Source organism: Streptomyces sp. NPDC088400 (assembly GCF_044753355.1).
Classification (GTDB): Bacteria; Actinomycetota; Actinomycetes; order Streptomycetales; family Streptomycetaceae; genus Streptomyces.
In genome coordinates this window covers 119,756-132,665 of sequence record NZ_JBIVMZ010000004.1, presented here as the reverse complement: position 1 = coordinate 132,665, position 12,910 = coordinate 119,756, and the positions used below count along the sequence as shown (strand labels likewise).

The window sequence follows — 12,910 nt, the reverse complement described above, 5'->3', positions numbered from 1 at the left end:
GCGACTGATCCCCGGTGCCGGGAGGCGCATGAGCCTCCCGGCACCGGGTCAGTCGAGATAGCCGCGGAGCTGGTCGGCGAAGGCGTGGTCGCGCAGTTTGCCGAGGGTCTTGGACTCGATCTGGCGGATACGTTCGCGGGTCACGCCGAAGATCCGGCCGATCTCCTCCAGTGTGCGGGGCCGGCCGTCGGCCAGCCCGTACCGCAGCTGGACCACCTTGCGTTCGCGTTCGCCGAGCGTCGAGAGCACGGCGTCCAGGTGCTGGCGGAGCAGGAGGAAGGCCGCGGACTCCACGGGGGACGCCGCGTCGCCGTCCTCGATCAGGTCCCCGAGCGCGACATCGTCCTCCTCCCCCACCGGGGCGTGCAGGGAGACCGGTTCCTGGGCGAGCCGCAGCACTTCACTGACCCGCTCGGGAGCCAGCTCCAGCTGGACGGCGACCTCTTCGGGGGTCGGCTCGTAGCCGCGCTCCTGGAGCAGGCGGCGCTGGACCCGCACCACTCGGTTGATCAACTCGACCACATGGACCGGGACCCGGATCGTACGGGCCTGGTCGGCCAGCGCGCGGGACATCGCCTGGCGGATCCACCAGGTCGCGTACGTCGAGAACTTGTAGCCGCGCGCGTAGTCGAACTTCTCGACTGCCCTGATCAGACCCAGATTTCCCTCCTGGACGAGGTCGAGCATGGTCAGTCCGCGGCCGACGTAGCGCTTGGCCACGGAGACGACGAGGCGCAGATTGGCCTCGATCAGGCGGCGTTTGGCCATCCGGCCCAGGACGACGAGCCGGTCGAGATCCAGGGCGAGCCGGGAATCCAGATCGGCGGCGCCGCTCAGCTTCTCCTCGGCGAACAGGCCGGCTTCGACGCGGCGCGCCAGGTCCACTTCCTCGACGGCGGTGAGCAGCGGGATACGGCCGATCTCGCGCAGATACTGGCGGAAGAGGTCCGAGGAGGGCCCTCCGGTGTCGGCGCGGGTGCCTCCCCGCCGGGACTGCGGCTCTGGCGTGAAGGGCACGTGCACCGGGTCCTCGGTGAGGGGCTCGGCGTGCGCCCCGCGCGTGACCGTCTCGGGGTGGTGCGCGGCGCGGCTCTGTGACGGGACCGCCGTGAGCTCGGACGGAGGAGCGGGGGCGCCGGGGGCGGCCGAGCCGGCCGAGCCGGTGGGAGTGACGGGGCCGGTGGGAGTGACGGGCGCGGGGGTGGCGGGTGCGGTCAGCGTCTCGGTCAGGGTCCGGGTCTGCACGGGGGGCGACCTCCAGGGTGATCGCTGCCGGGGCGGGGGGCGTGCGCCGGGCGTCGCGGGCAGGCCGACGTCTCCGACAGGACCTGGCACCGCACCCCAGTGTGGGGTACGACACAAGGCCGCCACGAGGGGCGTGCGGCGACTTTCTGAGTCCGGTACGTAACCGGGCCGTTACGGGAGGCGCAGCGGCCCGCCGGGGCCGAAGATCCGCCGGACAGCCCCTACAGCGCGTCGGCGCCGCGGTTGCGCAGGGACTGGCCGTACTGCTCCAGCACCCACAGATCATTCTGCACAGCCGCATAGTGGTCCGGGTCGGCCTGGGTGCCCAGCCGGGTCAGACTGCCGGTGACGTCCTGGATACGGCGATCGACGGCGCGCAGCCGGACTTGGACAAGCTGCTGCCCCGCGTAGACCTCGTCGATCGTCTTGCCTCGGAACACCTCCACCGCCAACTCGGTGACCATGGCGCGCACCACGTCGTTCGGCGCAGCCTCACGGACCCGGGCCAGATACTCGAAGGGAGACCCCACTCCCTGCTCGGCGCCGCCCGCGTCTTCTATGGCGCGGCGCACTGCGGCGTACGGCTGGGCGGTGAACTCGTCCTCGCCATAGGCGTCGAAGGCTGGGGAAACCAGCTCAGGTCGCTGGAGGGCGAGCTTCAGCAACTCGCGCTCGGTGCGGTGAGCGGGGCTGCGGAGGGTGAGTGCGGGCCCTGACGGAGGCGGTGCCCCCCGCGTCTCCTGCGACGGCGACGACTGGCGGGGAGACGCTGCAGGGCCCCTGCCACCCCGGTCATGTGCCCGGCGAGCTATCCGCGCCGCTCGCTCGACCACGAACTGGGTGTCGAGGATGCCGAGGATACCGGCGAGTTGGACCGCCACCTGGTGCTGTACGGCGTTGTTCTTGATCCGACCGACGATGGGCGCAGCCTCGTCCAACGCGGCGGCCCGACCAGCCGGGGTCTCCAAGTCGTACCGGGACACGATCTGGCGGATCGCGAACTCGAAGAGCGGCGTGCGGGGTTCGGCGAGGTCCTGGACGGCGTCGTCGCCCTTGGCGAGCCGCAGGTCGCACGGGTCCATGCCGTCCGGGGCGATGGCGATGTACGTCTCGGCGGCGAACTTCTGGTCGTCCTCGAAGGCGCGCAGCGCCGCCTTCTGGCCGGCCGCGTCCCCGTCGAAGGTGAAGATCACCTTGGCGGTGCCGTTGTCCATCAGCAGCCTGCGGAGGATTTTGATGTGATCGCCGCCGAAGGCCGTGCCGCAGGTGGCGATGGCGGTGGTGATCCCGGCCAGATGGCAGGCCATCACATCGGTGTAGCCCTCGACGACGACGGCCCGGCTGGCCTTGGCGATGTCCTTCTTGGCCAGGTCGACGCCGTACAGCACCTGGGACTTCTTGTAGATCGCGGTCTCGGGGGTGTTCAGATACTTCGGACCGTTGTCGTCCTCGCGCAGCTTGCGCGCGCCGAATCCGACCATTTCGCCGGAGATGTCGCGGATGGGCCACATCAGCCGGCCCCGGAAGCGGTCGATCGGGCCGCGACGGCCGTCCTGGGAAAGGCCGGAGAGCAGCAACTCCTTGTCGGTGAAGCCCTTTGCGCGCAGGAAGCGGGTGAGGTGGTCCCAGCCGACCGGGCTGTAGCCGATGCCGAAATGCTCGGCGGCCGCCTGGTCGAAGCCTCGTTGGGCGAGGAACTGGCGGCCGGGCTCGGCCTCGGCGCCGGACAGCTGCTCCACGTAGAACTGCGCGGCGATCTTGTGCGCCTCGACCAGCCGGGTGCGCTCGCCGCGCTGGCTCGCCGGGTTGTATCCACCCTCCTCGTACCGGAGCGTGATGCCCGCCTGCGCGGCGAGCCGCTCGACCGTCTCGGAGAAGGAGAGATGGTCGAGCTTCATCACGAAGGCGATGGTGTCCCCGCCCTCCTGGCAGCCGAAGCAGTGGAAGAGACCCTTGCTCGGACTGACCTGGAAGGAGGGGGACTTCTCGTCGTGGAAGGGGCAGAGACCCTTCAGATTGCCGCCGCCCGCACTGCGAAGCTGGAGGTATTCGGACACGACGGCGTCGATCGGGACCGCGTCCCGTACCGCCTTCACGTCGTCATCGTTGATCCTGCCGGCCACGCGTGAATTCTACGGGGACGCACCGACGCCGCTGGACCGTCCCGTCACCGCCGGGACGGGCGGGCCGGTTGCGTACCCGGTGATGTACCCGGTCACGTGCCGAGGGAGTCGAGCGGCACACCCGGGTCGGCGAGGGCCTCCAGGTCCTGCGGGGCGCCGGACCGGATCAGGCGCTGGATGTCCCCGGTGACATCCCACACATTGACGTTCATCCCCGCGAGCACCCGGCGGTCCTTCAGCCAGAAGGCGACGAACTCCCGCTTTCCGGCGTCGCCCCGGACCACCACCTGGTCGTACGAACCGGGCGGCGCCCAGCCCGAGTACTCCAGGCCCAGGTCGTACTGGTCGGAGAAGAAGTACGGGATCCGGTCGTACGTCACATCCTGGCCGAGCATGGAGCGCGCGGCGGCCGGGCCGCCGTTGAGGGCGTTGGCCCAGTGTTCGACGCGCACCCGGGCCGTGGAGAGGCCCGCGCCCCAGCCGGACACCGGGAAGGCCGCCGCGTCCCCGGCCGCGAAGATGTCGGGGTCGGAGGTGCGCAGACCGGAGTCCACGACGATGCCGCCGCCCTGGGCCCGGTCGGCGAGAGCCAGACCCGCGGCCTCGGCGAGGGAGGTGCGCGGGGCGGCTCCGATCGCGGCGAGCACGTCGTGGGCCGGGTGCTCCTCGCCACCGTCCGTACGGGCCGCCAGGACCATGCCGTCCTGACCGATGATCTCGGTGAGCCGGGCGCCGAAGTGGAACCGGACGCCGTGCTCCCGGTGCAGCTCGGTGAAGAGCTGGCCCAGTTCGGGGCCGATCACGTGGTGGAGCGGGGTCGCCTCGGACTCGATGACGGTGACCTCGGCGCCGTAACCGCGGGCCGCCGCCGCGACCTCCAGGCCGATCCAGCCCGCACCGGCGATCACCAGATGGCCGTTGTCACGGCCGAGGGCCGCCAGCACCTGGCGCAGCCGGTCGGCGTGGGCGAGGCGGCGCAGATGGTGCACGCCCGCCAAGCCGGTGCCGGGGATGTCGAGTCGGCGCGGTTCGGCGCCGGTGGCCAGCAGCAGTTTGTCGTACCGCACAGATGTGCCGTCGCCGAGATGCGCGCAGCGAGCGTCCCGGTCGATGGAGGTGACGGTCTGGCCGAGATGCAACTCCACCTGGGCCCGTGCGTACCAGGCGCGCTCGTGCACGAAGACGCTGTCGCGCTCCTCCTTGCCGGCCAGGTAGCCCTTGGACAGGGGTGGTCGCTCGTACGGGTGGTCGCGCTCATCACCGATGAGGATCACCCGGCCGGTGAATCCCTCCGCACGCAGGGTTTCCGCGGCTTTCGCCCCGGCGAGCCCTCCGCCGACGATGACAAATGTCTGATGTGCGTCGACCACTTGATGCCTCCTCTTCGTGCTGCCGCCATCTGCGAGCGTCCCGCACGGAGCGTGATGGCGAAAGAGGGAGCGCTCCGCGGGCCGGTCTCACTGCCGTGATCCGGCTACTTTCGTACACGCGTGAGGCGGAAACCGTGAGGCATGAGCGGCATATGTCACCCAGCCATTACATCTGCGGGGTTCCACGCGCACCGGATGCGCCGGATGCGCTCCGAAGTGGCTTGAGTGCTCCGAAGTGCTCCCGCGTGCGCCGGAGAGACTTGAGTGCACCGGACGGTCTTGAGTGCGCCATGTGTCGGAGCAGCGTCGGAGCAGGGACTTTGGGGGCCGGGGACTGTTCGGGGGCGCGGACCGAACGGAGGCGGGGACTGTTCGGGGCAGGGACTCGCGGGCCGGTCAGGAGCGGCCGGCGTGTCCCGCGTGCAGGGAGCGGGCCGCCGCGTCCGTGAGAGACGCGATCTGATCGATGATGACGCGTTTGCGCGCCCGGTCGTCGGAGGCTGTGTCGAACAGCGCGCGGAACTGGGGGTCCAGGCCCTCCGGGGCGCGGGCCGTGAGTACCTCGGCCAGCTCGGCCAGAACGATCCGCTGGTCGGCACGGAGCGCCTCCTGTTCGGCGCGCTGCATGACATAGCGGTCCGCGACGGCCTTGAGGACGGCGCACTCGTGACGGGCCGCGCGCGGGACGACCAGTTCGGCGGCGTACCGGGTGAGCGGGCCCGTGCCGTACGCCTGGCGGGTGGCGCCCTCGGCGGCCTCGCAGAACCGGCCGATGAGCTGGCTGGTGGCGTCCTTGAGGCGGGACTGCGCGACGGCCGAGCCGTCGTAGCCGTGCGGCCACCACTCCTGCTCCATGAGCCGGTCGAGCGCGGCGGCCAGCTCCTGCGGATCGGTGCCGGCCGGTACGTACCTGCCGATCGCCACCGCCCAGATCGCGCGCCGCTCGGTCTCGGAGGAGAGCGCGGCGGGGTCGACATGACCGGCGTGCAGACCGTCCTCGAAGTCGTGGACGGAGTAGGCCACATCGTCGGACCAGTCCATGACCTGCGCCTCGAAGCAGGTACGGCCCGCCGGCGCGCCCCTGCGGGCCCAGGCGAAGACCGGCAGGTCGTCCTCGTACACCCCGAACTTCGCCGAACCGGGCCGGGTGGGGTGGGAGCCGCGCGTCCAGGGGTATTTGGTGGCGGCGTCCAGGGCGGCACGGGTGAGGTTGAGGCCGACGCTGACCAGGTCGCCGCTGTCGGGGGACCGTACGAAACGCTTCGGTTCGATTCGGGTCAGCAGCCGGAGCGACTGCGCGTTGCCCTCGAAGCCGCCGCAGTCGGCGGCGAAGTCGTTGAGGGCCTGCTCACCGTTGTGACCGAAGGGCGGGTGGCCCAGGTCGTGCGCGAGGCAGGCCGCCTCCACCAGGTCCGGGTCGCAGCCGAGGGCCGCGCCCAGCTCACGGCCGACCTGGGCGCACTCCAGGGAGTGAGTCAGGCGGGTACGGGGGCTGGCGTCCCACTCCTGACCGCGGGATCCAGGGGTCACCACCTGGGTCTTGCCGGCGAGCCTGCGCAGCGCGGCGGAGTGCAGCACGCGCGCGCGGTCGCGCTGGAACGCGGTGCGGCCGGGGCGCTTGTCGGGCTCCGCGGCCCAGCGTTCGGTGGCCGTGCCGTCGTATGCGCCCGCCGGTCCTGAGGGGTGCGATGTGGTGGTGCCGGTGGTGCCTGCCATGGACCGACGGTAACCGGTACGGGTGACAACCGGGCGGCGCGGTGATGTGCGGGAGCGGACGGCCGGAATGTATCCAGGGCCGGTTCGGGGGCCGGGTCGGGGGCCGGGTCGGGGCTGGTTTGCGACGGATCTAGGCGGAGGCCAGTTGGCGGTGGCCCGTCTTGTACGGCGTCGCCAGCGCCTCGTCGTAACGATGGAGCAGCAGCCTGGCCATCGCCGGGTGCGCGCCGAGCGGGGCGGCGGCGATCCAGGGCGCCGCGGCGGTGCTGCGGGTGGCGAAGTGGCCGGGGGCCGTGAAGTACGAGGCGATCGCGGTCCGGTGGCGGCCACGGGCGGCGAGGGCGCGGAGGGCCTCGGGGACGGTGGGAGAGGCGGCGGAGGCGTATGCGGGGACGACCGGTACCCCGCCGAGGCGCTCGCTGAGCTGGGCGGCCGTGCGGCGGGTGTCGGCCGCGGATTCCGGGTCGCGTGATCCCGCGGCGGCCAGGACGACTCCGGCGCCGTTCCGCGCGCGGTCGTGGCTGCGTGAGGCCGCGGATCCGGTGGCGTCCGTACGCCAGCCGGCCTCGACGAGACGCGCGTACAGCGTCTCGACCAGCAGCGGATGCGGTCCGAGCGGGGCGGCGATCCGGGTCTCCAGCGCGGGTACGGACGCGGCGGCGGCCGGCAGGTCCCGTTTGATGTGTGCGCCACGGCTGAGCAGCAGCGGTACGAGGACGGCCCGGCTGGTGCCCCGCCCGGTGCCTCGGTCGGTGCCTCCAGCGGCGAGGGTGCCGAGGGTGTCGGACAGGCGCGGCTCGTTGAGCTCGATGTGCCCGAGGCGTACGTCCAGGCCGGGGCGGAGTTCACGGACGCGTTCGAGGAGCGTCGTGATCGTGCGCAGGGCGCGCGGGTCGCGGCTGCCGTGGGCGACGACGACGAGGCTGGGACCTGCGGCGGCGGCGTAGCCCGGCCCCGGACCGGCAGGGGCGGGACCCGGACCGGCGGGGGCGGGACCCGGACCGGCGGGGGCGGGACCGTTGCTGTGCATACTCCTGCGAGTTCCGTTCCGTGCGACTTTTCCGAGCTGGTGGCCCAGCTGGGCGGTGATCCGGGTGAACAGCTGCGCCGCGCTGCCGAGAGGGAGGCTGTCGGGCGGCGTGGTGTCGAGCGCCACCTTGTCGAACGGCGTGGGATCGAGCGGCGTGGGATCGAGCCGGGCGCTGCCGCCCGGCGGGAGTGGTGCGGGCTGAGGCATTGGCATGCGGTGGTACGCCGACTCCGTCATGAACCGATCCTGCCGGGTCCTGATTGCGGAGCGGTTGCGCGAGGGTGACGGAGGTTTTCCACCACCTCACAGCCGCTGCCGGGGCGTTGTCAGTGTCATCACTTAGCGTAATCACCATGAAGCGATCAGAGGCATCGGAAATGACCGCGTGCGGTACCGCGTGCGGGTGCGCGCCCACCGAGGCGGTGCGCACCCGCACGCGGCGGGCATGGCGCGCGTTACCGCACTCCGAACCGCCGCCGGGCGACAAGTACGGAGGTCAGGCTGACCACGGCGAGCGCCATCAGGTACCAGGTGGGCGCCAGCTTGTCGCCGGTCACGTCGACCAGCCAGACGGTCACCGCCGGCGTCATGCCGCCGAACAGCATCACGCCGATGTTGTAACTGAGCGCCATGCCTGTCGCCCTGCTGCTCATCGGGAACAGGTCCGCCAGCAGCGCGGGGAGCGACCCGAAGTACCCGGCCTTCAGGACACCGACCAGGAACATCACGACGAGGATCACCCCGAATCCGGGATGCGCGACGAGGAAGGAGAAGGCGGGGTAGAGCAGCAGCAGGATCAGCACGGCGAACGCTCCCATGATGCGCACCCGGCCGACCTTGTCGGACCAGTAGCCGATGAAGGGCGTCATGACCGTGAGGACGCCGCCGGTCACCATGGTGGCCGCGAAGCCCGTCGAGGCCGGCAGATCCAGCTCCTTGACGGCGAAGGTCGGTATGTAGGAGATGAAGTAGGTGATGGCCGTGGACACGGCGAGTGTGCCGACGGACAGGAGCACCCGCATCTTGTGGTGGCGCAGCACCTCCGCGACCGGCTTGCGCTCGGCCTTTTCCCGGGCCACCGCTTCGGCGTTTTCGGCGGCCTTTTCTGCCGTCTTCTGGCCGGTCTGCTCTCCTGCTTTCTCCCTTGCCTCCGCTCCCGCTTCCGCCTCGGCCTGCTGGGCCCGTTCGAACTCGGGGGGCTCGTCGACGTAGCGGCGGATGTAGTAGCCGATCGGCCCGATCAGCAGACCGAACACGAACGGGACGCGCCAGCCCCAGGACTCCAGTTGCGCGGTGGACAGGGTCGACGTCAGCACCGTTCCGAAGGTCGCGGCGAGCAACGTGCTGACGCCCTGGCTGGCGAACTGCCAGCTCGCCATGAAGCCGCGAAGCTTCGGGGCGTGCTCCACGAGGAAGGCCGTCGAGCTGCCGAATTCGCCTCCGGCGGAGAAGCCTTGGATGAGGCGGGCGAGCAGGACCGCGAGGGGAGCGAGGAGGCCGATGGAGCCGTAGGACGGCATGAAGGCGATCAGGGCGGTGCCCAGCATCATCAGCCGGATCGACAGCATGAGCGCGGCCTTGCGGCCCACTCGGTCGGCATAGCGTCCGAGCACGATCGCGCCGAGCGGGCGTACGAGGTACGAGACGCCGAACGTGCCCAGTGCGAGGAGCAGCGAGACGGTGTCGTCCGTGGCCGGGAAGAAGATCTTGGCGATGGTCGTCGCGAAGAACGCGTAGATGAGGATGTCGAACCACTCGAGCGCGTTGCCTATCGACGCCGCGGCGATGACGCGGTACGCCTTGGCGGGTATCGCCGGTTCCGCCGCGCTTTCAGGCCTGATGTCGGTGCCGGGTGTTCCCATGGTCAGTGCTCCTCTTCGCGGCAGGGGGCGTCGCCGGACCTGCCGCCGGGGCGGTCACCCCGGTTCTCGTCAAGGTCTTCGCCGATGTCCTCGCCGATGTCCTCGCCGAGACCGTCGCCCAGGTCCCAGAAGAGCCCGGCCATGATTTCCAGGGCTTGTCGCGCCAGGGGCGCGAGGAGGTGTTCGTCCGGCGCGTGCTGGGCGCAGGCGGGGTACGAATGCGGCACCCAGACCGTGCTCAGTCCGAGTACGTCGGCGAACGCGTCGTTGGGGATGCTCCCGCCGAGGTTGGGCATGATGGCGGGCCGTTCGCCCGTGGTCCGTTCCACCGAGCGCGCGGCCCGGCGCACCCACGGGTCGTCCGGGTCGGTCCTGGTGGCGCCCATGGTCCGGCCCACCTCGATCTCGACCATGGGGAAGCCGTGTTCGTCCAGGTGGTCACGGAGGACCTGGCCGAGGGTGGCCGGGTCCGTGCCGACCACGAAGCGGAGCTGGCAGTGCGCGTGCGCGGTGCCGGGGATCGCGCCCACCGGGGTGACGGGGTTGCCGGCGGCCAGGGAGAGGACTTCGAGGGTGTTCCAGCCGATGACCCGCTCGGCCGGGGTGAGTCCCGGCTCGCCCCAGCCCTCGTCGATGGTGGGATCGTCCTTGCCGCCTCCGACGGTGAGGTCGGCCAGGGCCGCCTTGACGCCGGCCGGGATGTCCGTCGGCCGCAGGCCGGGGACGAGGATCCGGCCCCGGCCATCCACGAGGGTCGCCAGGGCGCCGGCGAGCACGGTCGCCGGATTGCGGAGCAGCCCGCCCCAGTTGCCCGAGTGGTGGGCGCGCTCGCGCAGCGGGACGCGCAGGGTGAAGGCGGTCATGCCGCGCGATCCGAGGAAGAGCGTCGGCCGCTCCGCGTGGATCCGGGGCCCGTCGGAGGCGATCAGCAGATCCGCGGCCAGTTCGTCGCGGAGTTGGGCGCAGACTTCGTTCAGCCCGGGAGAGCCCGACTCCTCGCCGGTCTCGATGATCACCTTGAGGTTGAAGCCCAGCTGTCCGCCCCGGGCGTGCAGCACGTGTTCCAGGGCCGCCAGGTTGATGGTGTGCTGGCCCTTGTTGTCCGCGGTGCCGCGTCCGTACCAGCGGTCCCCCTCGACCACGACCCGCCAGGGGTCGAGTCCGGCCCGCCAGCGCTGTTCCTCGCCCAGGACCACGTCGGCGTGCCCGTACACGAGGACGGTGGGCAGCCGCTCGGCCTCGTGCCGGTGCGCCACGAGGAACGGGCCGCGGCCGGTCACCGGGTTGTCCACGATGCGGGTGGTACAGCCGAGGCCCAGGAGGGCGGGGACCATTTCCTCTTCCAGATACGACCGCAACTCGCCCACCGGATCGGCGGCCTGGCTCTCGGTGGGCAGGGCCACCCGCCGCGTGAGATCTGCCAGAAAAGAGCCTGAATCAAAGTAATCGACCGCCCGGTCGATTGCCGTGGAACGCGTCATCGTGACCCTTTCTCGTAATAGTCAGGAAACAATTGCCGAGTGGTGAATTCACGTCATTGGCATGGCAGGCTACTGACGCCCGAGGGTTGACACAATTGCAATAATCAGAAGGCCGCGTTGCTCGATGGGCAACGTCCTTGGGATTGACACAAGCGGGAACGAGGAACAGATGGACGTGACGGGATCCGGGCTGCGGTACTTCCTGGAAGTGGCGCACATCGGCTCGATCGGCCAGGCGTCCGAGCGTCTGCATGTGGCGGCGTCGGCGATCAGCAGGCAGATCGCCAAGCTGGAGCACGAAATCGGCGTGCCGCTGTTCGAACGGCGACCGCGCGGAATGGTGCTCAGCGAGGCCGGTGAGATACTCGCGGCCTACGCCCGGCGCAGTCAGCTCGAATCCGAGCAGGTCCTCGCCGATATCCGCGGTCTCGGCTCTCTGCGGCGCAGCACCATCAGGCTGGCCAGCTCCGAGGGATTCGCCCGGGATTTCCTCCCCGAAGCAATCACCGCATTCCGCGAGAACTACCCCGGCGTGCACTTCCAATTGCATGTCACTTCGCCCGGGGGAGCCACTCAGGAAGTCCGTGACGGTACGGCTGATCTGGCCATCACGTACAGTCTCGCGCCCGAGAAGGATATTCGGGTCGAATTCTCGGAGGCCCAGCCGGTCTACGCGCTGATGCCCACCGGGCACCCCCTCGCCGGGCGCGAGGAGATCTGGATCGCCGACCTGCTCCCCTACCCGCTGGCACTGATGGAACAGGGCACGACCCTCCGGCAGGTCTTCGACATCTGCGTCAGCCTGGAGGGGCTGGTATTCGAGCCCGCTTTCGTCAGTAACTACTCCGGCGCTCTGGAAGGCTTCGTACAGATGAAGGGCGGTATCACGCTCGTAGGACATCTGACGATCCGGCGACGACTGCACGCCGACGACGAGTTGACGGCCGTGCCGATCAGAAATCCGGAATTGTCCCGCCGGACCGTCCAGATCCAGTCCATGGCCCGCCGGAACCTGCCCACGGCCGTCTCCGCGTTCCTCGCCCATCTCATCGCGCACACGGAAGGGCCATGAGGCTGGGGCGCACCTGGCCCTGCCCCTGGACCGTCACGGCGGCCCTTCGGCCCTGGACCGCCACCGCCACCGCCACCGCCACCGCCACCGCGAACTGTTCGGCGGCCTCGATCGTCGTACAGAGCAGAACGGACGAGAGCGGAACGGAAATGGCCGGGAAAGCGGGATCCGGCCGAGGGGAACGGGACCGGGGAACATGCCACTGCCGAAACTGTCGCGACCACGCCTCACACTGCCGCGACGGGCACGCCTGCCACGCCTGCGCAGGCCACACCTACGCGTGCCACGGCCGCGCATGCCACGACTGCCGCGCACAAGACGCGGGCAGCGGCTCGCCGTGCAGGCCGTCATGCTGGGGTGCGCGCTCGCGCTGACGCCGGCGACGTGGATGTACGCGGTGGCCGACGACCGTGTCCGTACGGTCGCTGAGGTCCCGGCCCAGGATGTCGCCGTGGTCTTCGGCGCCGGACTGCGCTTCGGTCAGCCGTCGCCGTATCTCGCCCACCGCCTCGACGCGGCCGCGGAGTTGTACCGCGCGGGCAAGGCGCGGGTGGTGCTGGTCACCGGGGACAACAGCCGCGAAGAGTACGACGAGCCGGACGCGATGCGGACGTACCTCGTCGGCCAGGGCGTGCCGGACGGGCGGATCGTCAGCGACTACGCGGGGTTCGACACCTGGGACTCGTGCGTACGGGCCAAGAAGATATTCGGCGTCGAACGGGCGGTGCTGGTGACACAGGGCTTCCACGTCCGGCGCGCGGTGGCGCTCTGCGAAGCGGCGGGGGTCGAGTCGTACGGCGTCGGGGTCGAGGAGCCCCGTAACCTGACCTGGTATTACGGCGGGGTACGCGAGGTCATCGCCGCGGGGAAGGCTGCGGCCGACGCTTTCACACGGCCGGATCCTCTCTTCCTCGGGCCGACGGAGACGGGCGTGACCGAGGCGCTGGCGGACGCCTCGGTCGATTCACCGTAGGAGCTTGTCGGCAGTCAGCCGGCAGTCGGCTTGCCTTC

9 protein-coding genes are annotated in these 12,910 nt (G+C 70.5%); 2 read left to right on the top strand and 7 right to left on the bottom strand.

Annotation, left to right across the window (positions count from 1 at the left end; translation table 11 throughout):
* Positions 1–48: 48 nt before the first annotated feature.
* From ACIQD6_RS11855 to ACIQD6_RS11825, 7 genes are all read right to left on the bottom strand, one after another.
* Complete coding sequence (locus ACIQD6_RS11855; RefSeq protein WP_401881000.1) at positions 49–1,245, bottom strand: RNA polymerase sigma factor; 1,197 nt, start codon at positions 1,243–1,245, stop codon at positions 49–51.
* 221 nt (positions 1,246–1,466) lie between these two features.
* Positions 1,467–3,368, bottom strand: a complete 1,902-nt coding sequence (gene dnaG / locus ACIQD6_RS11850; RefSeq protein WP_401880998.1) for a DNA primase — start codon at positions 3,366–3,368, stop codon at positions 1,467–1,469.
* Positions 3,369–3,460: 92 nt separating this feature from the next.
* Positions 3,461–4,738, bottom strand: coding sequence for an NAD(P)/FAD-dependent oxidoreductase (locus tag ACIQD6_RS11845; RefSeq protein ID WP_401880996.1), 1,278 nt, complete (start codon positions 4,736–4,738; stop codon positions 3,461–3,463).
* A gap of 396 nt (positions 4,739–5,134) precedes the next feature.
* A complete protein-coding gene (locus ACIQD6_RS11840; RefSeq protein WP_401880994.1) occupies positions 5,135–6,454 on the bottom strand; it encodes a deoxyguanosinetriphosphate triphosphohydrolase in 1,320 nt (439 codons plus the stop codon).
* Between the two features lie 130 nt (positions 6,455–6,584).
* A complete protein-coding gene (locus tag ACIQD6_RS11835) occupies positions 6,585–7,721 on the bottom strand; it encodes a sirohydrochlorin chelatase (RefSeq protein WP_401880992.1) in 1,137 nt (378 codons plus the stop codon).
* Between the two features lie 218 nt (positions 7,722–7,939).
* Complete coding sequence (locus ACIQD6_RS11830; protein WP_401880990.1) at positions 7,940–9,346, bottom strand: MFS transporter; 1,407 nt, start codon at positions 9,344–9,346, stop codon at positions 7,940–7,942.
* Positions 9,347–9,348: 2 nt separating this feature from the next.
* Positions 9,349–10,827, bottom strand: coding sequence for a M20 family metallopeptidase (locus ACIQD6_RS11825; protein WP_401880989.1), 1,479 nt, complete (start codon positions 10,825–10,827; stop codon positions 9,349–9,351).
* 169 nt (positions 10,828–10,996) lie between these two features.
* Here ACIQD6_RS11825 and ACIQD6_RS11820 point away from each other — a divergent pair, with 169 nt between their 5' ends.
* Both ACIQD6_RS11820 and ACIQD6_RS11815 read left to right on the top strand, forming a co-directional pair.
* Positions 10,997–11,899 (top strand): LysR substrate-binding domain-containing protein, encoded by a 903-nt coding sequence (locus ACIQD6_RS11820; RefSeq protein WP_401880987.1) that lies wholly within the window; start codon positions 10,997–10,999, stop codon positions 11,897–11,899.
* Positions 11,900–12,194: 295 nt separating this feature from the next.
* Positions 12,195–12,872: a vancomycin high temperature exclusion protein gene (locus ACIQD6_RS11815; protein WP_401880985.1), complete on the top strand. Its 678-nt coding sequence runs from the start codon at positions 12,195–12,197 to the stop codon at positions 12,870–12,872.
* The last annotated feature ends 38 nt before the right edge of the window (positions 12,873–12,910 follow it).